The organism is Candidatus Methylopumilus universalis (assembly GCF_006365315.1).
GTDB classification, from domain to species: Bacteria; Pseudomonadota; Gammaproteobacteria; order Burkholderiales; family Methylophilaceae; genus Methylopumilus; species Methylopumilus universalis.
Window position 1 is genome coordinate 1,063,275 of sequence record NZ_CP040968.1, and the last position, 23,123, is coordinate 1,086,397.

Annotated in this window: 23 protein-coding genes; 12 read left to right on the plus strand and 11 right to left on the minus strand. The window is 37.2% G+C overall.

The features are described from left to right. Positions 1 to 4: 4 nt before the first annotated feature. From mobA to lplT, 5 genes are all read left to right on the plus strand, one after another. A complete protein-coding gene (gene mobA / locus FIT79_RS05575; RefSeq protein WP_139868386.1) occupies positions 5 to 580 on the plus strand; it encodes a molybdenum cofactor guanylyltransferase MobA in 576 nt (191 codons plus the stop codon). Beyond that, on the plus strand, positions 577 to 1,854 hold the full coding sequence (gene moeA / locus FIT79_RS05580; protein ID WP_139875902.1) for a molybdopterin molybdotransferase MoeA: 1,278 nt from the start codon (positions 577 to 579) through the stop codon (positions 1,852 to 1,854). Before mobA ends, moeA begins: the two co-directional genes overlap by 4 nt. A 103-nt stretch (positions 1,855 to 1,957) precedes the next feature. Continuing rightward, positions 1,958 to 2,425: a peroxiredoxin gene (locus tag FIT79_RS05585; protein ID WP_028818053.1), complete on the plus strand. Its 468-nt coding sequence runs from the start codon at positions 1,958 to 1,960 to the stop codon at positions 2,423 to 2,425. A gap of 2 nt (positions 2,426 to 2,427) precedes the next feature. Next, positions 2,428 to 3,822 carry a PhoH family protein gene (locus tag FIT79_RS05590; RefSeq protein WP_139868390.1) on the plus strand — a complete coding sequence of 465 codons (1,395 nt, stop codon included), beginning with the start codon at positions 2,428 to 2,430 and terminating at the stop codon, positions 3,820 to 3,822. After that, positions 3,803 to 4,990, plus strand: coding sequence for a lysophospholipid transporter LplT (gene lplT / locus FIT79_RS05595; protein ID WP_139868392.1), 1,188 nt, complete (start codon positions 3,803 to 3,805; stop codon positions 4,988 to 4,990). The genes FIT79_RS05590 and lplT overlap by 20 nt, the downstream gene beginning before the upstream one ends. Here the strand turns inward: lplT and FIT79_RS05600 are convergent. The 4 genes from FIT79_RS05600 to FIT79_RS05615 all read right to left on the minus strand — a co-directional run bounded on the left by FIT79_RS05600 (position 4,987) and on the right by FIT79_RS05615 (position 9,908). Continuing rightward, the gene (locus tag FIT79_RS05600) at positions 4,987 to 6,294 is read right to left on the minus strand and encodes an NAD(P)/FAD-dependent oxidoreductase (RefSeq protein ID WP_139868394.1); all 1,308 of its coding nucleotides are present in this window, start codon (positions 6,292 to 6,294) and stop codon (positions 4,987 to 4,989) included. The two genes, lplT and FIT79_RS05600, sit on opposite strands and share 4 nt — an antisense overlap. Before the next feature lie 97 nt (positions 6,295 to 6,391). Next, positions 6,392 to 6,886, minus strand: a complete 495-nt coding sequence (locus tag FIT79_RS05605; protein WP_139868396.1) for a c-type cytochrome — start codon at positions 6,884 to 6,886, stop codon at positions 6,392 to 6,394. A gap of 157 nt (positions 6,887 to 7,043) precedes the next feature. Further along, entirely contained in the window at positions 7,044 to 7,916 is an 873-nt protein-coding gene (locus tag FIT79_RS05610) for a quinoprotein dehydrogenase-associated putative ABC transporter substrate-binding protein (RefSeq protein ID WP_223254716.1), read from the minus strand. Between the two features lie 117 nt (positions 7,917 to 8,033). Beyond that, the gene (locus FIT79_RS05615; RefSeq protein WP_139868398.1) at positions 8,034 to 9,908 is read right to left on the minus strand and encodes a PQQ-dependent dehydrogenase, methanol/ethanol family; all 1,875 of its coding nucleotides are present in this window, start codon (positions 9,906 to 9,908) and stop codon (positions 8,034 to 8,036) included. A gap of 285 nt (positions 9,909 to 10,193) precedes the next feature. Here FIT79_RS05615 and pip point away from each other — a divergent pair, with 285 nt between their 5' ends. Continuing rightward, positions 10,194 to 11,159 carry a prolyl aminopeptidase gene (gene pip / locus FIT79_RS05620; RefSeq protein WP_139868400.1) on the plus strand — a complete coding sequence of 322 codons (966 nt, stop codon included), beginning with the start codon at positions 10,194 to 10,196 and terminating at the stop codon, positions 11,157 to 11,159. Then, positions 11,159 to 12,397: a YhjD/YihY/BrkB family envelope integrity protein gene (locus tag FIT79_RS05625; protein ID WP_049814300.1), complete on the plus strand. Its 1,239-nt coding sequence runs from the start codon at positions 11,159 to 11,161 to the stop codon at positions 12,395 to 12,397. The genes pip and FIT79_RS05625 overlap by 1 nt, the downstream gene beginning before the upstream one ends. Here FIT79_RS05625 and FIT79_RS05630 read toward each other — a convergent pair. Further along, positions 12,394 to 13,977, minus strand: coding sequence for a tetratricopeptide repeat protein (locus tag FIT79_RS05630; RefSeq protein WP_139868402.1), 1,584 nt, complete (start codon positions 13,975 to 13,977; stop codon positions 12,394 to 12,396). The genes FIT79_RS05625 and FIT79_RS05630 overlap by 4 nt on opposite strands. Positions 13,978 to 13,988: 11 nt before the next feature. Then, a complete protein-coding gene (locus FIT79_RS05635; RefSeq protein ID WP_139875903.1) occupies positions 13,989 to 14,507 on the minus strand; it encodes a TIGR00645 family protein in 519 nt (172 codons plus the stop codon). Between the two features lie 127 nt (positions 14,508 to 14,634). Here FIT79_RS05635 and FIT79_RS05640 point away from each other — a divergent pair, with 127 nt between their 5' ends. Beyond that, the gene (locus tag FIT79_RS05640) at positions 14,635 to 15,567 is read left to right on the plus strand and encodes a helix-turn-helix domain-containing protein (protein ID WP_139875904.1); all 933 of its coding nucleotides are present in this window, start codon (positions 14,635 to 14,637) and stop codon (positions 15,565 to 15,567) included. Positions 15,568 to 15,574: 7 nt separating this feature from the next. Here FIT79_RS05640 and FIT79_RS05645 read toward each other — a convergent pair whose 3' ends face one another. Continuing rightward, positions 15,575 to 16,177: a LexA family protein gene (locus tag FIT79_RS05645; protein ID WP_139870653.1), complete on the minus strand. Its 603-nt coding sequence runs from the start codon at positions 16,175 to 16,177 to the stop codon at positions 15,575 to 15,577. Positions 16,178 to 16,377: 200 nt separating this feature from the next. Here FIT79_RS05645 and FIT79_RS05650 point away from each other — a divergent pair, with 200 nt between their 5' ends. Then, positions 16,378 to 16,650, plus strand: a complete 273-nt coding sequence (locus FIT79_RS05650) for an HU family DNA-binding protein (RefSeq protein WP_028818039.1) — start codon at positions 16,378 to 16,380, stop codon at positions 16,648 to 16,650. Between the two features lie 77 nt (positions 16,651 to 16,727). Then, positions 16,728 to 17,870, plus strand: coding sequence for a cardiolipin synthase ClsB (gene clsB / locus FIT79_RS05655; RefSeq protein WP_139875905.1), 1,143 nt, complete (start codon positions 16,728 to 16,730; stop codon positions 17,868 to 17,870). On the opposite strand, the gene FIT79_RS05660 is transcribed toward clsB, so the two are convergent. After that, entirely contained in the window at positions 17,867 to 18,859 is a 993-nt protein-coding gene (locus tag FIT79_RS05660) for a pentapeptide repeat-containing protein (RefSeq protein ID WP_139875906.1), read from the minus strand. The two genes, clsB and FIT79_RS05660, sit on opposite strands and share 4 nt — an antisense overlap. Positions 18,860 to 18,874: 15 nt before the next feature. On the opposite strand from FIT79_RS05660, the gene FIT79_RS05665 reads away from it, so the two are divergent. Next, positions 18,875 to 19,570, plus strand: a complete 696-nt coding sequence (locus FIT79_RS05665; protein ID WP_139875907.1) for an SDR family oxidoreductase — start codon at positions 18,875 to 18,877, stop codon at positions 19,568 to 19,570. Then, entirely contained in the window at positions 19,564 to 20,190 is a 627-nt protein-coding gene (locus tag FIT79_RS05670; protein ID WP_139875908.1) for a DNA-3-methyladenine glycosylase family protein, read from the plus strand. Before FIT79_RS05665 ends, FIT79_RS05670 begins: the two co-directional genes overlap by 7 nt. Here the strand turns inward: FIT79_RS05670 and FIT79_RS05675 are convergent. From FIT79_RS05675 to FIT79_RS05685, 3 genes are all read right to left on the minus strand, one after another. Beyond that, positions 20,187 to 21,806, minus strand: coding sequence for an ArnT family glycosyltransferase (locus FIT79_RS05675; protein WP_139875909.1), 1,620 nt, complete (start codon positions 21,804 to 21,806; stop codon positions 20,187 to 20,189). The two genes, FIT79_RS05670 and FIT79_RS05675, sit on opposite strands and share 4 nt — an antisense overlap. 70 nt (positions 21,807 to 21,876) lie before the next feature. Beyond that, a complete protein-coding gene (locus FIT79_RS05680; RefSeq protein WP_139875910.1) occupies positions 21,877 to 22,194 on the minus strand; it encodes a PepSY domain-containing protein in 318 nt (105 codons plus the stop codon). A gap of 91 nt (positions 22,195 to 22,285) precedes the next feature. Next, positions 22,286 to 23,044 (minus strand): thiosulfate oxidation carrier protein SoxY, encoded by a 759-nt coding sequence (locus tag FIT79_RS05685; protein WP_139875911.1) that lies wholly within the window; start codon positions 23,042 to 23,044, stop codon positions 22,286 to 22,288. Positions 23,045 to 23,123: the final 79 nt, after the last annotated feature.

Genomic DNA, 23,123 nt, shown 5'->3' on the forward strand with positions numbered 1-23,123 from the left:
TCAAATGAATAACTCAGCCACTGTAGTCATTTTAGCGGGTGGCCAATCAAAGCGGATGCAAGTTCAAAATAAAGCGATTATTTTATTTGAAGGTAAGCCCTTGATAGCTCATGTCATTGACCGCATGAAGATTCAGGCAAAATATACCGTCATCAACACACATCGAAATCAAAAGGATTATGAAATATTTCATTTGCCACTTATTGATGACATATTAGATGTCCAGGAGGGTCCGCTTTTAGGTATCTTAACCAGCCTTCAAGCAATCAAAACGGATTGGATACAATTTGTACCTTGCGATACGCCCTCCCTGCCAAGCAATCTCATTGCAATATTAATGAAAGCCGTCGAATCCGAGAAAACTTTAGTTGCAGTACCGGAAACGAGTGACGGTTTGCAGTCATCTTGTCTTTTATGTCACTCATCAACATTAAACAATCTTCAGATTTTTTTCAATCAAGGGGGCCGAAAAATTGAAGACTGGATTCGTCAGTTACCTTTTTCAATTGTGCCATTTAACGATGAGTCACAATTTTTAAATGTAAACACTCAAGAAGAATTGAAAAAAGCATATTCATGAAAAAAGATATACATTTAAGTGATTTAATTTCGGACTCTAGTATGGCGGGGGATTATGATCCTAATGCGATGTCTGTTGAAAAAGCCAAAGCTTGGATTGCTAATTTTTTAAATCCCATCGATCAAAAAGAAACAATACATATAAAAGATGCGCTTAATCGTATTCTTGCTGAACCTATTATCGCAACAATGAATGTACCTAATCATGACAATTCAGCAATGGATGGTTATGCGATAAATCTAGATTTACTTTCCGATAATGGTCCCTTCAAGCTCAAAGTCACGGGTAAACTTTTTGCAGGGAACGTCTTGGAAGGCAATGTAGAAGAAGCTGTGCGCATTATGACGGGCGCTACAATTCCTTCTGGATTAAATGCTGTGATTCCTCAAGAGCATGTTGAACTTAATGAAGGTGTTATTACATTCAAAACAAAACCTCAAATAAACCAAAACATTCGACACATGGGTGAAGATATTAAAAGTGGACAAATAGTTCATCAAAATGGTCGGCGCATAGAGCCCTGTGATTTAGGTCTATTTGCCTCATTAGGTATCGACTCGATTAGAGTTTACAGAAAAATTAAAGTGGCTTTTTTTTCAACGGGTGACGAAATCATTTCGCTCGGTAACCCCTTGTTACCTGGCCATGTGTATGACAGTAATCGCTACAGCCTGATTGGTCTATTAAAACGTCTTGATGTAGAAATGTTCGATCTTGGCATTATCCCTGATGACAAAAAAGTCATTGAGGATACATTGAACAAAGCGAGCAATATCGCTGATATCGTCATTACCACTGGAGGTGTTTCTGTGGGCGAAGCAGATTACATGAAAGACATTTTAAAAAAAATAGGCGAAATTTTATTTTGGAAAATTTCTATGAAGCCTGGAAGGCCTCTGGCTTTTGGGAAAATTGGTAAGTGTCATTATTTTGGACTTCCAGGGAATCCTGTGTCAACTATGGTCACTTTTTATCAATTTGTAAGAGAGGCTATTCTGACTTTATCAGGCCAAACACCCATCCCTAAAATACCACTTATTAAAGCAAAGCTTCTAGGGCCTATTAAAAAGATTCCCGGTCGAACGGAGTTTCAAAGGGGCATTTATGAGCAAGATAATCAAGGTATATTCAAAGTGAGTCCTTTAAAAGACCAAGGATCGGGAATCTTAAGATCTATGAGTGAAGCTAATTGCTTTATCCTCCTTCATGAAGATACCGCTCATTTAGAAAAAGAGACATGGGTGGATATTCAATTATTTGATAGTCTTATTTAAGCTTTAAAAACTAGAATTTTATTCTCACGAAAGTTCCTAAAACGTTTAAATATTTTTCTAAAATCCCGTCACTTTTTTATTAAAAATCGCTTAATATAGAGACGTGGAAATCAATAAAAAAGTACCCTCATTTAAACTTCTTGGCACCAGTGATCTTCAATTTAATCTATCGGATTACAAAGGTCGTTATCTCGTTATTTATTTTTACCCCAAAGATGCCACTCCAGGCTGCACCACGCAAGGCGTTGACTTTAGAGATGCTTATAAAAAATTTCAGGCGCTTGATACAGAGATATTTGGCATTTCTCGAGATACCTTAAAGTCTCACGAAAACTTTAAAGAAAAATTTACATTTCCCTTCGAACTTTTAAGTGATGAAGAGGAAAAAGCGTGCGAGTTATTCGGTGTCATAAAAATGAAAAATATGTATGGTAAACAGGTAAGAGGCATTGAACGAAGCACATTTGTAATTGATCCAGATGGTAAATTGATTCAGGCTTGGCGAGGTGTCAAAGTCGAAGGTCATGTCAAAGAAGTTTTGCAATTTATTAAACAACACAACTCTATTTAACTATGGCCAAAAAAAATAGTACAACCAAACTTTTTGTATTAGATACCAATGTATTAATGCACGACCCCTCAAGCATTTTCCGATTTGAAGAACATGATATTTACCTTCCTATGGTGACATTGGAAGAGTTGGACAATAATAAAAAAGGCGTCAGTGAAGTTGCTCGTAACGCAAGACAAACCAGTCGCAATTTAGAAGAGATTATAGGTACCAATGAAGAAAGCCTAGAAAAAGGTCGCTCGCTTGGGATTAAAGGTAACACTCACGTTACAGGAAAACTTTTTTTACAAACCACTGCACTCCCACATGATTTGCCAATGCTCGCTGGCAGTAAAGCCGACAATCAAATTTTAGGCGTCGTTGCCTACCTCAAAAACAAACACCCTGATCGCCAAGTTATTCTTGTTAGTAAAGATATTAATATCCGCATTAAAGCGAGGGCTCTTGGTATTGCTGCTGAAGATTATTTTAATGACAAGGTGCTTGAAGATACCGAGATGCTCTATACCGGCATCACAGAACTCCCTGAAGATTTTTGGGAGAAGCACAGCAAAGATATGGAATCATGGCAGGAAAATGGAAAAATGTTTTATCGACTGACTGGACCTATGTGTCTCAATTTCTCTGTGAATGAATTTATTTTTTACGAATTCGATAAACCCTTCCACGCTATCGTTAGAAAAATTTCTGGCAAAACAGCAACACTCGAAGTCATTAAAGATTTTATTAATGGCAAACATAATATCTGGGGTATTAACGCTAGAAATCGAGAACAAAATTTTGCATTAAATCTTCTCATGGATCCTGATATTGATTTTGTAACGCTCCTAGGTCAGGCAGGCACAGGTAAGACGCTTCTCACGCTTGCTGCAGGATTAGCGCAAACACTTGATAAAAAAATCTACAATGAAATTATTATGACACGTGTCACTGTTCCTGTAGGCGAAGATATCGGTTTCTTACCGGGAACCGAAGAAGAAAAGATGACACCATGGATGGGCGCATTAGAAGATAACTTAGATGTACTTAATAAAACAGATGAAGAAGCGGGGGAATGGGGAAGAGCTGCGACACAAGATCTAATTCGTTCACGCATCAAAGTGAAATCACTTAATTTTATGCGAGGCCGAACATTCCTTCACAAATACCTCATTATTGATGAAGCACAAAATCTAACGCCCAAACAAATGAAAACGCTTATTACGCGTGCAGGTCCAGGCACTAAAGTAGTATGTCTAGGCAATATTGCACAAATTGATACGCCTTATTTAACTGAAGGCAGCTCAGGCTTAACTTATGTAGTCGATCGCTTTAAAGGTTGGGATCATAATGGTCACATTACGCTTGTTCGTGGTGAACGTTCTCGCTTAGCTGATTATGCTGCTGAAACGCTTTAACTTAAAAGTTTCAAAAGGTTTTGTTCCTTTATTGATTGCACAATTTTTATCAGCGCTTGCTGATAATGCTCTTTTATTTGCAGCTATTGCATTGCTCGCGCAGCTTAATTCTCCTCAATGGCATCAGCCTCTCCTGCTTCAATTTTTTGTGATCTCTTACATTATTTTGGCGCCTTTTGTAGGTGGTATCGCAGATGCTTATCCCAAAGGTCGCGTCATGTTTTATTCCAATGCTATTAAATTTATTGGAAGTTTATCTATGTTGTTAGGTATGCAGCCTCTTTATGCATATGCGATTGTAGGTGTAGGTGCTGCGGCATACTCGCCTGCAAAGTATGGAATTTTGACTGAGCTTCTACCACCTAAAGAGCTTGTGATGGCCAATGGATGGATGGAAGGTTCAACAGTCTTTGCAATTATTTTAGGCTCTATTATTGGAGGTGCGCTCGCTCAATTTGACCCTCTAGTGGCCATCATTATAATTACAGGGCTTTATTTACTCGCTGCTGTTTTTAATCGTTATATTCCATTACTTCCTATCGATCATAAACTGACAAAAAAGAATCCTCTATTTATGATAAAAGATTTCTGGCATGCGTTTAAAGTATTATGGAAAGATCCTGAAGGTCAATTATCTCTTGCGGTGACTACGCTCTTCTGGGGAGCAGGAGCTTCATTAAGATTAATTGTCATTGCATGGGCAAGTTATGCATTGCAATTTAACTTAGAAGAGGCAACGCGCTTAACAGCTATGGTTGCTTTCGGAATTGCGATTGGATCAGTCATAGCAGCTCGCTATATCAGTCTTAAAGATTCAGTGCGAGTGCTGCCAGCTGGGATTCTTATGGGTGGCTTTGTGATGACTATGGTTGTAATTAATGATTGGCATATCGCAGGCCTGATATTTTTACTGATTGGCGCATTAAGTGGATTCTTTATTGTGCCATTAAATGCACTCCTTCAACATCGCGGTCATTTGCTTATTGGTGCAGGCCACTCGATTGCTGTGCAAAACTTTAATGAAAATATTGGGATTCTTTTATTAAGTGGTACTTACACTTGGATGGTAAGAGAAGAATTTTCAATCAATACCATTATTATTCTTTTGGGTTTATTTGTCAGCGTCACTATGCTGGCTATTTATAAACACTACAAAAAAATTATTTAGTGCAGTTTAACTTGGGCTTCCGTTCTGCGTGTAATGATGCGAGCGAGCGTTTGAAGCGCTGTACTCATAAATCCATGAAGTGCCATCAAATGCATTTTATAAAGTGATTGGTACATAAGTCTTGCAATAAATCCTTCAATGAACATTGATCCGCCCATTAACGAGCCCATCAAATTACCTACAGTTGAATACTCCCCCATATTCACAAGAGAGCCGTAATCTTTATAAATGTATTGCGGTAAATTCACTTTACCTTTGACGCGCATCTTCATTGACTTGAAAAGAAGCGACGCTTGCTGATGCGCTGCTTGCGCTCTTGGTGGCACAAATTGATCGGTGCCATCAATCGGGCACGCTGCACAATCTCCAAATGCAAAAATAGAATCATCTCTCGTTGTTTGAAGTGTTGTATGAACTAATAGTTGATTAATGCGATTCGTTTCCAATCCATCTATTTTTCTTAAGAAGTCAGGCGCTTTAACACCGGCCGCCCATACCACTAACGCTGAAGGAACAAATCGTTTAGTATGCGTCGTTACACCTTTTGCAGAAACCGAAGTTACACGCTCGCCCATATAAAGATGCACACGTAATTTACGTAATTCTAATTCTACAGAGTGTGATAATTTTTTGGGGAGTGCTGGAAGTAAGCGAGAGCTTGCTTCAATGATGGATATTTTAATATCACGATCAGGATTGACGCGATCAATGCCGTATGCAGTCATTTCACGTGTGGCTTTATGAAGTTCTGCTGCAAGCTCTACGCCTGTTGCGCCTGCACCTACAATGACCACTTCAAGTTGGCCTGGCTGAATCGCCTTCTTTTGTGTTTGTGCTTTTAAAATAGCATGGTGTAATTTTTGATGAAATACTTCAGCTTGCTCTTGTGTATCCAATGCAATCGAATGTTCCGCTGCACCCTTGATGCCAAAATCATTGGTAGTGCTGCCTACAGATATAATTAATGTGTCGTACTGAAAACTTCTTCTTGGAATAATTTCTTTACCGTCTTCATCGATGTAGGGTGCAATCGATACTTCCTTCTTATGTCGATTTAATCGATCCATGCGGCCTAAACGAAAACGAAAATGATGCCAATGTGCTTGTGCCATGTATTCCAATTCATGCTTATCAGGATTCATACTCCCCGCAGCAATCTCATGAAGAAGGGGTTTCCACACATGCGTTTTTGTGCAGTCGATAAGTGTAATTTCAGCCTTTTTCTTTTTACCAAGCGAATCACCAAGCTTTGTTGCAAGTTCTAGCCCGCCTGCACCGCCACCTACTATCACAATCTTATGCATTTCACTTCCTTAAATACAGACAATAAAAAACCACTACTGTAATTATACAGGAGTGGTTTTTTAATATTTTCCAGAAATTATCTAGATATTTTTTAAATTACTCGTTACCTGTAACACCGCCTGAACCTTGTGTACGAATCCAAGCAATCACTTTAAGCAGTTCATCAACTGTTACGCCATTTTTTGGATCTGTTGCATCCATAAGACCAATGCCTTTAGCGCCCATACCGCCATTTGTGCCCGCCCAAATTGTTTCGAACATACCTTTGTTTGTAGCGTCTTTAGGATATCGGAATGTTGGGCCGACTAAACCTGGGCCTACTTGACCCTTTGCATCGCCACCATGGCACTGAGTACATGAATAAAGTCCAAAAATCTTTTTGCCTTTTGCAGTCGCTTCAGCGTTACCCACATAAGAATTTTTACCTGTAGCTAAAAATTCTTTTGCTGCAGGTGTATCAAATAAACCAGAATCAATTTTTAATGCACTTCCATCTGTTGTTTTTACAAATGAAACATCAGCAGATGCGATACCTGCAATTGTCATCATAGAAACTAAAAGCGATGACATGAGTACTTTTTTTACTAACATAATTTCTCCTAAAAATTGCGTTAATTTTGAAGGGTGTTCGCTCCAAAATATAAATTCTAAAAAGCTGTTTTATCTTCCAAAAAATCTAAGAAAACATACAGTAATGTTACTCATTTTTTGTTATAAAGTCACCCTTTTAGAGTGACTTTTTTTAACTTTAATTACCTATCTTATCGCCCAGAACGACTGGCACATGAGGGATGCCGTAATCATCTAAAATCTTTAAAATTTTAGATTGATTTCGGTCAAGTGCGCCTTGAATCATTTCCATGCGGTCTTTATCTTTCTTTCTGACTGCGAGAGAAATATTAAATTCTGCCTTACCCTTTTGAGTATCAAATGAATTTCGTTCAGATTTAAACTCAGGAAGCGGAACAACCACTAAAGGCTCCTTGGCTTTTTTTGCATAGTAGCCTCCTAGAGGGCCCCATATAATAGCAACATCAATTTTTCCCGCGACTAAATCATCAATCATATGGCCTGGCGGTAAATTTAGATCTCTTTGTAATCGGTAAGGACGAGCATTCGCCATAAGATCATAATCGCGCAATGGAATGGTCGGTGGGCTTTCACCTACGATACCAATAATACCTTTTCTTAAGTCTTCCGAATTCCAATCTTTTATATTGTAGTTACTTGATTTTCGATACACGAATACATAGCCGGAGCGATAGTAAGGTTTGGAGGTTCGTAATGTATCTACATCTGATCCCATCCCAATAATCACATCACAGCGTTGCGCATTAATCGTGTTTCTTAAATAGCCCTGACGATCGAGCCAAAATTCATAAGTCAGTTCTTTACCTAAATCTTTTGCTAAAACTTCTGCAATTTTATTTTCAAAACCCTCGCCTTTTTGATTTGAGTAAGGCAAATTTTCTGGGTCAGCACACACTCTAAATTCTTTATCTGTAGGAGTTCGATATGGCATCCCAGGTAAACCATCTTCACGGTCTTGTCCTGCAGCAAACGCATTCCCTACAAATGCTAAATTCATTACATATAAAAACATTACTATTTTTTTAAACATTTTTTTTCCTTACCAGTTAAAAATCATGGGCCCTATAAAAAAACACCCCGCTCGAAAGCGGGGTGTTTATAGGACATACTAACTAACAGTTAGTTCTATAAAAAATCTTTCGATTAATTATAGGCTAAATACTGTTAAAGCACCGCCGCCAGGAGCAGCATTGTACTTAGTAAGTTCAGCATAACCACCAGCAGCGCCAAGAGCGTCTGTTGGGTTAGTTAAGCCAAGGTTCATTGCAACGCCAGCCCAACCACCGATGCCTGATAAAACGCCAACGTGTTGTTTGCCACCGTTTGTGTATGTGAATGCATTACCAATCACACCTGAACCAACTTGGAATTTCCAAAGTTCTTTACCTGTCTTAGCGTCAAGAGCTTTGAACCAACGATCAAGAGTTCCGTAGAACACTAAGTCTGAAGCAGTATTTAAAGAACCACCCCAAGCTGAGAACTTCTCTTTGTTGTACCAAGCTTTTTTGTTAGTCATTGGATCATAAGCAGCAAAGCCACCCATTACACCGTCTGGACCAGCAAACATCGTTAATGTTGCACCAACCCATGGTTGACCTGCTACATACTTAGACTCAACTGGTTCGTATGTCATACATACGTGGTTAAGTGGTGAGTAGATAAGGCCAGTCTTAGGTGAGTAAGATGCTGGTTGTTGATCTTTTGTACCCAATGCAGCTGGGCATACACCCTTAGCATTGTAGTCTTGGTGTGTAGAAGCTGTAGCTAACTTGTTAGGTACACCAGATTTTTTGTCAATGTCAGTTGCCCAGTTAACAAATGGATGTACTTTTTCTGCAGCAACTAAAACGCCGTTGTCAGCTTGCCATGTATAAGCAAAACCGTTACGGTCATGGTGCCATGCGTATGTCTTACCACCATTGTCAAATAAGATCACTTCGTTAATACCGTCGTAATCCCACTCGTCATGTGGAGTCATTTGCATACCCCAGCGTGCAACGCCAGTGTTTAAGTCACGAGCGAAAACAGTCATAGACCATTTATTGTCGCCTGGACGTACATCTGGATTCCAAACTGATGGGTTACCTGTACCGTAGTACACTAAGTTTGTTTTTGGATCATATGGCCACCAGCCCCAAACAGAGCCACCACCATGTTGCCAACCATCTTTAACTGCTTGTGGTTTCAACCATGTTTTAACGCCAAGATCTTTTTCACCGCCTTTTAACTTAGCAGTATCAATTTTCTTGAATGAACCGCCTTGTTTGTTACCACCATTAACGTCTTCGTAGACTGATAATGCTGAGTAAAGTGGTGTGTCTTTGTTAAAGTCTTTGCCGATTAATACTTCAGCATCAGGACCTGTTGAGTAAGCTTTCCAAGCTAACTTGCCGTCTAAAGTATAAGCTGCGATAAAGCAACGAACACCGAATTCAGCACCAGAACAACCTGTTAAAACTTTATCTTTAATTACGTGAGGAGCGTTTGTGTTTGTAGCACCAACTTTAGGGTCAGTGATTTTAGCGTCCCATAATTTTTTACCTGACTTAGCATCCAAAGCAACTAATGTACCGTCGTTTTGTTGTAAGAAGATTTTACCGTCGCCATAACCAAGACCACGTGAAACGTTGTCACAGCAGAGAACTGCTTGAACTGATGGATCTTGTTTTGGGAAGTAAGACCAAACGATTTTTTGATTGTCGTTTAAGTCAAGCGCGTAGATGTTATTTGGGAATGCTGTATGAACATACATCATGTTACCAATAACAACTGGAGAACCTTCGTGACCACGGTTTACACCGGTTGCGAATGTCCAAGCTGCTTTAAGGTTTTTTACGTTACCTTGGTTAATTTGAGTTAATTTGCTGTAAGCCTGATTTGAGTAGTCACCGCGTGGTGCTGCCCAGTTATCAGGATTAGCAATTGCTTTTTCTTGATCAGCAGCTGCTGAAGCAATCATTGGCATTGCCACTGATAGACCAGCTACTAAACCAAGAGCTAACTTGATTTTGTTAATTTTCATATAAATCTCCATAGTTTTTACTAAGGGTTTTAAAAGAAGTAAACTCTCTTGTCACTTTAAAATTTTAAAGTGTTTCGCTTTAAAGACTCTAAGGTGCTTCGAAGGCTTACTTTCAGCACAATTTGACTTGTGCTTGAATAGTAATATATGCCTCTTTTTTTTAAATTGCAACAATTTAGTTACAATTTGTTAACACTTTTTTGTGGCTTTTTTGACAAAAAACCTGATTTCAGCAATTTTTGTTAAAATAGCTAATAAAATCAATAAGAAAGACAAAAATTTCCTATGCCAACTGACTCTTTATATACCTTATATCCAGAGATATCCCCCTATCATGCCACTTGGATAGATCGGCCTCATGGGCACAAAGTTTATGTCGAGCTTTCAGGAAATCCTCATGGAAAACCGATTATTTTCCTCCATGGCGGGCCTGGAGGCGGTACTAACACAAAACAGCGCCAGTTTTTTGACCCTAAGCACTACCAAATCATTCTTTTTGATCAAAGAGGATGTGGTCAAAGTAAACCTTTAGGTGAAGTTAATGGCAATACCACGGCAGATCTTATATCTGACATGGAAGCCATTCGTGAACATCTTCATATTAAGCAATGGATTATTTTTGGCGGGTCCTGGGGCAGCGCTTTAGCGCTGGCATACGCCACTCAATACTCACAAACTGTCAAAGCACTTATATTGCGAGGCATCTTCTTAAGTCGGATAAGTGAACTTGATTGGTTTTTAGATGAGGTTAAAGCTTTTTTTCCGGAAGCACATCGAACGCTTCTTCATTACTTGCCAGAGCATCAACGTGATGATCTTATAAAAAATTATAGTGCGCTTGTATTTTCAAACGATATAAAAATAAGTGGATCTGCTTCTATTGCTTGGAATCGATTCGAAGGTGGTCTTTTAAAATTACTACCTCAAGTAGAAGAAAATAAAACGCACACCGATGAAGATATACAAAATGAAATTGCACGCGCACGCGTTCAACTTCATTACATCAAAGACAAATGTTTTATTGATGGGAAAAAAATATTAGAAGAAGTTAAAAAATTAAAAGATATTCCTACGACCATCATTCAAGGGCGCTACGATATGGTATGTCCGCCGATCACGGCTTACGAGCTTCATCAGCATATGCCTCATGCCGATTTTATTATGGTGCCTGATGCAGGACACTCTGCGTCTGAGACATCTATGACGCATGAACTCATCAAAGCTACAAATAGCTACAGAACATTATCGTAATGATCAAACTTCACCCTCTTTTTAAAAATCTTTATCAAAAAAAAGATGAATCACTTCCTGTTTTTATGATGAAAGAAACATTAGCAGGTTGTAAACGACACAATGTGTTTGGTTTAACTGCATCTCTTTCTTTTTTTTCTCTCTTTGCTTTAATCCCAATGATCCTTCTCATTTTCTTTTTCTTAAGTCATTGGTTAGTCAACTCAGAATTTGCATTAGGAAAATTAGCACTTCTCACCAGCAATCTTTTGCCGCAAATAAGTAAAAAAATTATGCTTGAAGTCTTCAAGATATCAAGCCATACCAAAGCATGGGGAATCTTAGGTACCCTTATTCTATTGTGGGCAGCTACACCTCTCACAAGTTCGCTTCGCGCCAGCCTTCTTATTATTTCAGCCACTGAAGAAAATCCATCATTTTTAAAAAGTAAGATTCGAGATATCGTCGCTATCATTGGCATTCTTTTTCTTTTCTTTCTTTTCACGCTATCAGGCATGATCATGCAAAAAACGGCCGTCTTTTTTAGTGAATATTTAAGCTTTGTTAATTCACAAATGATTTATTTTATGAGTTCATTTTCGTTTGTTGTTTTATCGCTGTCTCTTTTTAATCGATTTTTCTTCCCCATTAAGGTAGATGTAAAACATATTATTTTAGGTTCGTTACTGACAGCTTTTTTTTGGCTTCTGCTCCGCTCAACGTTCGATATCTTTTTATCTTTAAGTCATTCATACGGCACCTTCTTTGGCGGGATGCGCAATCTTTTCATTTCACTCATCTGGTTATATCTGAATATTGCCTCTTATTTAATCGGTGTGGAGTTGATGGCGACACTACACAAAAAAGACATGCTGTTATTAAAAAAATTATTTGATGACTCAATTCCCCTTTCAAGCTCTTTCATTCATTATCTTGCTTCACGTTACGGAAAAATATATAAGCAAAATGCAATGATTTTTGAGCAAGGTAATCGCGAACATAATGTGTATTTCATCGTTCAGGGATCAGTCAATTTAATTCAAGACGGTCGAGTGATACGCTCTTTAAAAGCGCATGAATATTTTGGTGAAATGGCAGTCTTAAATGAAACTCCAACCATTGCTTCCGCGATGTCAACGTCTAACGAATCTGAAATCATTGCGATTCCAAAAGTGCATCTTGAAATGATGCTCGCTGATGAACCTAAAGTAGCGATGAAATTTTTAAGAAAAATGTCTTTGCGATTGCAACAACGCTAAAAGTTTGCAGGTTTTAAATCAAAAGCAATACAAATTCTTTCTTCATTCGAACTAAAAGGTATCGTTCGATGAAAAACAGAAGATGGAAAGAAAACAACATCACCGACCTGAGGTAGGTATAGTTTTTTTTCAAAGTCATCATGCATTCTCGGATAATCATCACCATCAATACTTAATTCAATACCACCTTCATCAGGATGTTTTTTTTGTTGTGGAATCGATAAGTAAACAGCTCCGCTGATCCAGCCTTCCTCATGAATATGTGATGAAAGATGTCCGCCTGTTTGCATTTTGACAAACCAAGAACTACTAAACTCAATCGTTTTTGGAAAAGCCTTAATGAACATTGAATCTTCATGCTTATAGTGGTCATAGTATTTTTTAATAAGCAATGTAATTTCTTGTGCCAATCTTTTAAATGAAGGCTCTTTCCTTTTAAAAAGATTGCCTGATGACTGAGTGCCATTCACCAAACGACTTTGCATGCGCTCTGAAATATCAGCTTCATTAATATCATTTAAAAGAGATTGTAATAAATTGTCCTTGGGATCTTTTAATGCATCCACTTGACCGTGAAACGCAAAATGGAGTGGGTCTGGACAAAAATTATACTCATCTTTTTTATGAAAGTTTTTTGCAAAGTGGGTTGAGAGAGTTGCTAAAAGTGGGGAGGTATTTTTTTTAACCATCGCGACACTTAATTCTTTTTCGAAGATATCAAATTGTTTTGTCTTGTATAAACAATAGAGAGCTCGCTCTTCCCAGTCGTTTAATTGAGAGGCTTTATAAAACTCATAGGCATCCTGAAATTTTTTATTGTCATGAAGAAATGTTGCAAGATTGTAATTAGCGATTGGGTTTTCTGGGTCAATTGATACAGCTTCCCTTAACCAGCGATTTGCTTCCGCAATTTCGCCTTGGTGCCATAACGCATCACCGATGACTGAGCAAACTTCCGCATCCTGCGGATTCTTCTCCAACGCTTTTCGGTAAGATTGAATCGCCTCTTCCAAATGGCCTTGATTGCGATAGGCATTGCCTAAATTAAAATGACCTCGTGCGTGATCTTGGATTTTAAGTGACTGCTTAAAAGACTGAATGGCTTGATCAAATTCGCCCTGCACCAAATAGACAGCACCGACACTGCCATGTGCCTCATAGAATCCTGGCTCTAATTCGATCGCTCTTTGATAAGCACTTAAAGCTTTGTCAAATTCTGATTGGCTTTGGTATGCAATGCCAAGATTAAAGTAAGCTACGACTAGATCAGGTTTAATCTTTATTGCTTTTTGATAGTGAAGAATTGCATCTTCACTATCACCCATTTGGTATAAGACTGAACCTAAATTAAATTGCATCTCTGCAAATTGAGGTTGAATTTTTAAAATATTGCGATAACTCTCTGCCGCCTCTTTGAATTTTTTTTGTGCCTCTAGGGATACGCCTAAGACATTATGCAAAATTAGTTCTTGCGGAAAATCTTCCAATAAAGCTTTCGCTTTTTTTTCTGCTAAGGCGAATTGACTGGATTGGTGAAGTTGAATTAAATCATTCGCATCTGATGATTTAAAAAGCTTCATATCGATCTTGTTTAATGATGCGGTGTATCTTCTGCAATTTTATCCATAATCGCAAAAAGAACACCTGAAACAATAAAGGTGATATGAATCCCAACCATCCAAGCCATTTGCGTATTCGTTAATATCTGGCCTGGTGTAGATGCATGCATAAATGCTTTTAAAAGATCAATCGCTGAAATAGCTACAATCGAACCAATTAATTTAAGCTTTAGTCCTGAATAATCCACTTTACCCATCCAATGTGGTTTATCTTCATGGTTATCTACATCAATTTTAGATACAAAATTTTCATATCCGCTAAAAATAACCATAATGAGAAGATTGGCCACAAGCGTCATGTCAACTAAAGCAAGTATAGACAAAACGATTTCTCGTTCTGGCGTGTCAACAACTGTCATGACTATATGAAAAAATTCTTGTCCAAATTTTACAAACAAACATAAGAGACCACCTACTAAACCTAAATACATAGGTGCCAGTATCCAGCGACTCTTAAATACGACTTTCTCTAAAATTTCTTCAGTTTTCATGCAAGCTCCACAGGTTGGCGTTAATTGGATAAATCATATCATTACTCTGCTATCGATATCTGTGAGTAATGATTGAAAAAAACTATTATTAGGATACTATTTTATCTTTACTTTCGTAAGTCATGTAATGTCAAACGATTCAATTATTATTCATGGCCATCTTTTAAAAGAGGCGCGGGAAGATTTAAATCTTTCTGTGGAGGATGTCGCCCGTCAGTTAACTTTAAGTAGCAAACACATCACCTCGATGGAAGAAAATAAGACAGATGGGTTTGTATCTACTCCAATCAAACTAATTTCTGTCAGAAAATATATAGCCTTTCTTGAGTTAGATTTTGATGCGGTCGTTGAACATAAAAAAAATAAAACAAAGTCTTTGCTGCTCCCTGAGCCAGAAATTGACAAAGATGTTGTTGACGCAGAAGAGCCCTCTAATAAGAAAATACTTTTATTATTAAAAATAAAATTATTCTTTCTGTGGGCAAAAACGCACATTAAAGTGCGCTATATTTTTTACTTCATTACTTTTCTTTTTATTTCTAACTTTTTGATTGGCGTGTATCAGAAGTATGCTGTCGCTCACAAAAATTTTGAAGGGCGCGAAGTTGATTTGCCTAATTTAGAATCCCTTCCAAATGATATTGCGACTTATGAAATGAAACCTGGCGAGCAAAAATCAGAATCCTTTGAAGTGCTTCCTATACAAATCAAAAAAACAGAAGAAAATAAAAGAGATGTTAAGGATCTTGCAATTAAAATGTGTGATCAAATGGTTTCAAAACCAATCACACAAATATCATCCCCTACAGACCCTCTGAAACCTAGCGATTACTTTCACATTATCTCAAAAGGCCCACAAACGATTTGTATACTAGACAGCAAGGGCAAAGAAGATAAATATGTAATGACTGAAGGTCAAAAATTAACGTATCGAGGTGGAAAGCCTCCTTTTAAACTTGTGATGCATCCCGAACTTAGTGAAATTTTTTATGAGGGCTGGCTAGTTAAACTCAAACCTGAACAAAGTTATGTTCAACTGAATCCTAAAACTTATAATTGAAATAGACTTATTTAAATTTTCTAACAGCGCCTGTAACGACGCCCCATATTTGAAACTGAACCCCTTCTATAACTTCAATAGGGCTAAATGCTTCGTTTGCAGGTAGCAAGCGTGGGGAGCCATTTTTATTTTTAGCTAAAGTCTTGACGGTAAATTCACCGTCTAATGATGCCAATACAATATCGCCAATGGAAGCTTCTTGAGATCGATCTACAATCACGACATCATCGTCATGAATACCAGCGTTATCCATAGAATTTCCTTTAATACGCACAAAAAAGGTCGTATCAGCTTCTCGAATAAGATAATCATTAAGATCCATTCTTTTCTCAACATGATCATCTGCTTGTGACGGAAGCCCTGCAGGCACCTTATGCTCGAATAGAGGAATCTTAGTTTTGGTCATCGCCTCATTCACCAAATCAATCGATACCACATTAGAAATTTCTTGGATCTTTCTTTTGGCGTAAGCCTCTAGGATATTTGAAATCACAGCAGTTTGGCTTTCTGGCACTCTAAGTAAAGTCGTCTTCTCACCAAATTTTCCGGTGCCTGATTTTCGTCCAGCGCCTGGTCTTTTACCGCCTCGAATAGGAACAATTTTTTTCATTTGAATATTGTAACAAGAATCAAATGAAAAGAAAGCTTTATTTTGAATTAAGTAGATATCGACGGAACCCTTATCTATTGTGAAAAAAATTGAATATGACTGTTGACAAGGCTTAAAAATCAATGCAAAGTACGCCTAGACCTTCTATGACGCTGTCATTTCAATGGTCTTACATATCTTAATTTACATTTGGAGGAATTATGAATAAAGGCGAACTAATCGAAGCAGTTGCAAAAGCAGCAGGTTCAACAAAAGCAGACGCTGGTCGTGCGATTGATGCAACACTTGCAGCTATCACTAAAGCACTTAAAAAAGGTGACGTAGTAACGCTCATCGGTTTTGGTACTTTTAAAGTTTCTAAACGCGCTGCACGAGTTGGTCGTAACCCACAAACTGGTAAAGAACTTAAAATACCAGCACGTAAGGCTCCAACATTCAAAGCAGGTGCTGCGCTTAAAGCGGCAGTTAACTAAGCTTAGAATTAGTTATTCATATAAAAGCGCTTGGGTTTAAACCCAAGCGCTTTTTTTATGCCTTAAAATAAAGCGCTATGCCTTATTACATCAAAGGAAACAAAATTGAATTGCTTAAAAACGGCAAAGATTATTTTGCCGCTGTTATTCAATCCATCAAAAAAGCCCGAAAAAGTATTTTTATAGAGGCCTATATATTTAGCCATGATGTGACGGGTAAGAAAATCTTAACCGAGCTTAAAGAAGCTAGCCAAAAAGGGATTAAAGTTTATTTGCTTCTTGATGGATTCGGAAGCCGTGATCTCTCACAAAAAGTTATTAATGAAATCAAATCCTCTAAAATTCACTTCCTTTTTTACCATCCTAAAATTTCACCTTATCAAATGAAGCGTATTTCATTAAGACGACTTCATCGCAAAATGATTTTAATCGACCATGAAATCGCCTATATCGGAGGTATCAATATTATTGATGATATGCATGTGCCCAATGGCAAAGGACCACGCATTGACTATGCGGCGCAATTAAAAGGGCCTGTCGTTCATCTCATCAGTCTAAGTATGGTGAAACTTTGGAAAAGAGTGTCATGGTCACATTTAGAGAAATCATTTACTCCAAAAAATTTCCAAAAACAAATAGCGGAATATCCCAATGGTACAAAACTTAATTTTATTGAGCGTGATAATTTTCGCCACAGACAAGATATTGAAAAAGCTTATTTACATGCTATCGAAAATGCTCAAGACGAAATACTTATTGCAAATGCCTACTTTATTCCAGGCAAAAGATTTGAGAGGGCTTTAATTGCAGCGGCACATCGCGGTGTATCGGTAACGCTTCTCTTAAAAGGCGAAATAGATTATTTCTTATCGAACGCTACACGAGCCTTTTATGGAAAATTTTTAAAAGAAGGTATTACCATCTTTGAATACACAAAAAGTTTTATGCATAGCAAGGTGGCAGTGATTGATGGAACCTGGTCGACCATAGGATCTTCTAATATTGACCCTTTCAGCCTTTTGCTTGCCCGAGAAGCAAATATTTTTATTTGGGATAAATCTTTTGCATCTCAACTTAAGAAAAATATCGAAGAAGATATTCGATTGGGAGGTACTGAGATTCTCTTAAAAGACTGGGACAAATCACACTTAATTAAAAGAATAAAATCTCGTATTGCATATTTTATTATTCGAATAAGTTTAGGTATCGCTAATATTTAAGGCATACCGCAATCATGACATTTACCCTTGACCGTAGAAAAACCTTTTACTGTTGACAAACCCTTAACATTCGTAAAAATCGCGCCATCAACAATGGCATCAGTTAAATTTGCATTTGTAAGATCAGCCCCTGTTAAGTCTGCTTGACTCAGATCAGCGCGATACATATTCGTATTTTTTAAATTAGCCTCTCTTAAATCGCCAAATAAAAAACTCGCGATATTTAAATCGGCACCTTCAAAATTTGTTTTATAAAATTTACCACCCACTGAATCAAATTTCATTTGTCCCATCGGCTGATTGCCAACATCCAAACCAAATTGACCATTTTTGATGGTAGCACCTGACATATTGACTGCGCCCAGTGTGCCGATCATACGAGCCCTTGTTAAATTAGCACCCTTAAAATTAGTGTCGCCAAAAATTGCCTGAAAGATAGTTGCTTCAGTTAAGTTAGCCCCTGAAAAGTTTGCTTTTTCAAGGCGCGCTAAATTCAAATAAGCTCTTTGCATATTAGTATTCGCTAAATTTGCACCTATAAGATTAGCACCAAAGACACTCGTATTCAGCATTTTGCAGTGACTTAAGTCTAAGCCATTCATATCAAGATACCCTAAGTCTTTATTCGAAAAATCACAATCAGGACTTTTGATTTCTTTCAGTACATCCTCTTGAGATACCTTTTTACGATCAATTTCTTTATTTTTTTCGTAAAAAACTTCAGCTTTCTTAATAAAGTCATTTGGTGTTTTTAAAAAGATATCTTTACTTATCTCGCTTCCAAAGCAATAAACCTTACCTTGATAATTTGCATTGACTGAACAGTCAGTTTTAAGGAAATGTCCTTCAGATAAACTTAAGAGGCAGTAATTTCCGAACTCACCTGCGAAAACTAAATTTGTAATAAGGAGTAGAAATACTATCCAATATCTATTTAATAGCATGGCAATACATCCTAAAGATTTTGATTTATTATAAACCTTTATCATTTCAGATTTTTAATTATGTCAAATAATAGATATACGATTCTTATCACTGGTGCGAATAGGGGATTGGGCCTTGAATTCGTCAAACAGTATGCTATAGACGACTATGAAGTCATCGCATGCACAAGAAAGATCAATAAGAATGATGATCTTCATCGACTTCAAGCTTCTTTTGAAAATATTTCTATTCAAGCTCTTGATGTCGAAAATTTTCTGGCAATTGATCAACTTGCGAAAACATTAAAAAAACCTATTGATATTTTGATTAATAATGCGGGGCTTTACCCAAATAGCTCATTCGATGATATTGACTATGAAGCATGGCTTGATGCTTTCAAAATTAATACACTTGCTGCATTTAAAATGACAAAAGCTTTTCTTCCCCACCTTAAAAAAGGTGAATTAAAAAAAATAGCATCACTCACAAGCAAGATGGGAAGTATTGATGACAATGCAGGTGGTGGTGAATATCTTTATCGATCAAGCAAAACTGCACTTAATATGGTCATGAAAAGTTTATCGATTGATTTAAAACCCTATGACGTGAGTCTTATTACGCTTCATCCAGGATGGGTAAGAACAGATATGGGAGGAGCTAATGGTCTCATTGACGCTGAAGAAAGTGTGACTGGGATGAAACGTCAAATTGATAAACTTTCAATAAAGACTTCGGGCCAGTTTATTGCTTACGATGGCAAAAAAATTCCTTGGTAATAAAAACACTCTCAGATCTTCACATTAAAGAGTCTGTCGAGTTTTTATCTTCTCTCGATAAAGATTGGGAATGTTTAATAAAAAAAGTGGGGCCTTGTCATTTAAAAATATCATCAGAACTTTCTCCCTATGAGTCTCTTTTAAAAACTATTGCCTATCAACAGCTTCATGCCAAAGCGGCTGAAACGATTTTTAAAAGATTCTTATCGTTATTTAAAGGTAACTTTCCTAAAGCAGATGAGCTTATTAAGACCGATCCCATAATCATTCGTAGAAGTGGCTTTTCCCAAAAAAAAACAGAAACACTGCTCCTTATTGCTAAAGCTTCTTTGAATAAAATTATTCCTGAAGAAAAGGAAATTATGTATTTAAATGATGATGAAATTATTGAAAGGTTAACTTCCATTAAGGGCGTAGGCGTATGGACTGCACAAATGTTACTTATATTTCATTTGGGGAGGTTAGATGTTCTACCTATTCATGACCTTAGCATTAAGAAGGGCTTCCAAACTCTCAAAAGACTAAACACTCTCCCAAAACCAAAACTATTACTCATGACTGGTGAAATATGGAGACCTTACCGCACTATAGCTAGCTGGTATCTCTGGCGTGCAAATTAATGCTCAATACAAAGCTTCGGTTGTGGTTTACAAATGCGATTAACATCATTTGAGGAGAATATCGCAATATAACTTCCCCGATACCATGAACTATATTCGAGTTTCATTTTTTCAAAATCGGGCTCACCATCAAAAGTAATAATGACTCGCCCTTCTGGATGCTCTTTTGCCCAATTGAATAATTCGCTAGTAATTAAAACTTTTGGCGGGTTATTAAGTCTTCCAATAAAATCAAATTGTCCTGCATAATTGCCTAAGTATGCTAATGGCAAATGTTTATCTTCTATATTTTTTAATGTACGACTCACTTCTCGTAAATCATAAGCATTCCCTGTGTGGTAAATTACGCCCAAGAAAAGAATAGATGTAATCAGTAAATTTACTACAATTAATTTCCATAAAAATTCTAACTTTTCATTCGTCTTCCAAAAAAATAATATAAGAGCGCCTAATATCAAAATAAAGCTATTTTCAATTGGCAATGATCTCATCCAGGGAGCCATATCATGCATTCGATGCGTTACATTTAAATAATAAAATATGACGCCTAAAATTAATAATGGTAAAACAATCGCAGCATGGTCATACCATGCTATTTTTTTAATGCGATCAAATTCACTTGCAATCATTAAAGCTAACGCAGGATAAATAGGTAGCAAGTAATGCACCTGTTTGCCACTAATAAAACTAAACGCAATAAAAACTGGTAAAAACCAAGCAATAGAAAATCGAAGGCCTTCAGTCATTTTTCGAGAAGAGCGCTGAAATAATAATTTCCAAAAAGATGGCACAAAAAACCAAGGGAAAATAAGAATCGGCGCCATCGCCAAATACCACCATTGCGGCCTATTATGTGCAAATGAATTCACCATACGATTAGCAGTTTGACCCCAAAAAATATCATGCTGATATTGGGCTCCACCCGAAATGCCTGCTGGAATAGCCCAGCATAAAAGTATGGCAACGCTTATTAGAAAAGAAATTACAAAAGAGCGATACCATAATTTCCATTCCATATTTTTTTGATCACACCACCATGGGGCTAAAAGTGCAAGCGGCAGAAGCTGTAAAAGAATAGCGGGTCCTTTAGCCAATAACCCCCCTGCAAAAGCAATCACTAAATATAAGAAGCCTTGTGATTTTTTTTCTTTTAAGGAAATTACAAGACCGAATACGCCTAGACATGTGAAAAAAGTGAGCATCATATCAAACATGAGCGCTGAGGAATAGACAGTCCAAATAGTACTTGCTAGTAAAAGTATTGAAGCTGTATTGCCTACATAATTATTTTTTGCCCAAAACTTTTCTGCTATTTTTTTAACAAGAAAAATGGAGCCAAGTGAAAATAAAAATGGAATGATACGTGGCCACCAATCATTAACTCCAAAAATATACCAGCCTAAATTAATTAGCCAAAATAAAAGTGGTGGTTTGTGGCTGTAAGGTAAATGATTAAGATGTGGCACTAATAAATCGTGACGAAGCCACATATCCCAGGCGACAGATAAATAGCGCGTTTCATCTGGTGGGATATAATGACGACCAGCGACTGCAATTCCTAAAAGTAATGCAGCGATAGCTACAATGAAAAAATTAAAATGATTTTTGTTAAGCATAAATATATTTACTGCTTATTATAAAAGAAAAAAGCCACTTACAAAGTGGCTTTTCTAATTATAGAAAAAATTAACCTTTATCTATAGTGTCTTCAATGATTGTCGCTAATTCTGCATCACATTCAATTTCCCAACGTTTACCGTCAGCGCCCTGAATATCAATATCAAATATAGGTCGACCATCCTCTTTTTCCATTTCAATTTCTACAATTGCTCCAGGATGTTTTTCTAATGCAGTTTTTATGCAAGAACTCATTACTTCGTTATGTTTTTTTAAATCCAAAATCACTGGTCTATCATCATGCTTATAGTTATTGCCATAGAATAGAACTGCTCCGACGAGGCCTGCCACAATCACCAGGGCTAATATAGCTAAAGATTTTTTCAAAATACCCTCCTTAATTTAAATGCGTTGTAACGTTAAAACTAAAACCAAAAAACTGCAAACACAAAAGTTATAGCTTTTGATTTACATCAATTTATTTACCTATATATTGCTTACCCTGAGTGTCAACTGCAAGCACTTGAAGATTACCTTTAATTTTTGGGGAATCAAAAACAAAGAAAGGGTTTTCAGATGTGCTGCCACCACCAAATTCTGCACTCCATATTTCTTTTTCCTGATCTTTGACTACCACGCTTGATAAATGCCACTCAGGAAGAATAAAAAGTCCTGTGTAGTTACTTAAATTAGCCTGATATCCATTATGTTGGGGGTGTTTAATAAATACTGAAGCTCTCGTTTCAGTTTGTAATACTTTCATGGTACCCACTTCTTTTAATACCGCATCTGCATCATAAATCATCCCTGCTGAACAACCACCTGCTGATCGAATTGCAACCTGATTATAGAAGAACTTTCCCTCATCGTCCTCAGCAATCACATCAATATAACTGTCTTGCTCCATGCGGATATTAGTTTCAAAAGTGAAAGGTGCCACCTTAGGATGCATAGTTAAGGCTAGAGATCCAATGCCTGGTAATTGATGAGGATTACCTTCAACCACCACTGAAATATTTTTATATTTTTTATTTGCTGTAAATTTAAAAGGAACTTGGGTTCCGTCTAGCGCTCTTTTAGCGACATCGAATGTGATGTCATCTGATTTGGTTAAAGATTTACCTTTAAAGTATTTGTCTATAACACCATCTAGATGATTAGGTGTTTCAGCGTGAACGCCCAAAGGCGCGAAAGCGCTTACCAAGCTCAATAATATTGAAAAAACTATATTTTTCATCACTTTTACTTCCCTTAAAATTGCAACAAAATTTATCTAAATATAATGCTCTCAAATGCATAAAAGTACAAGAAAACAG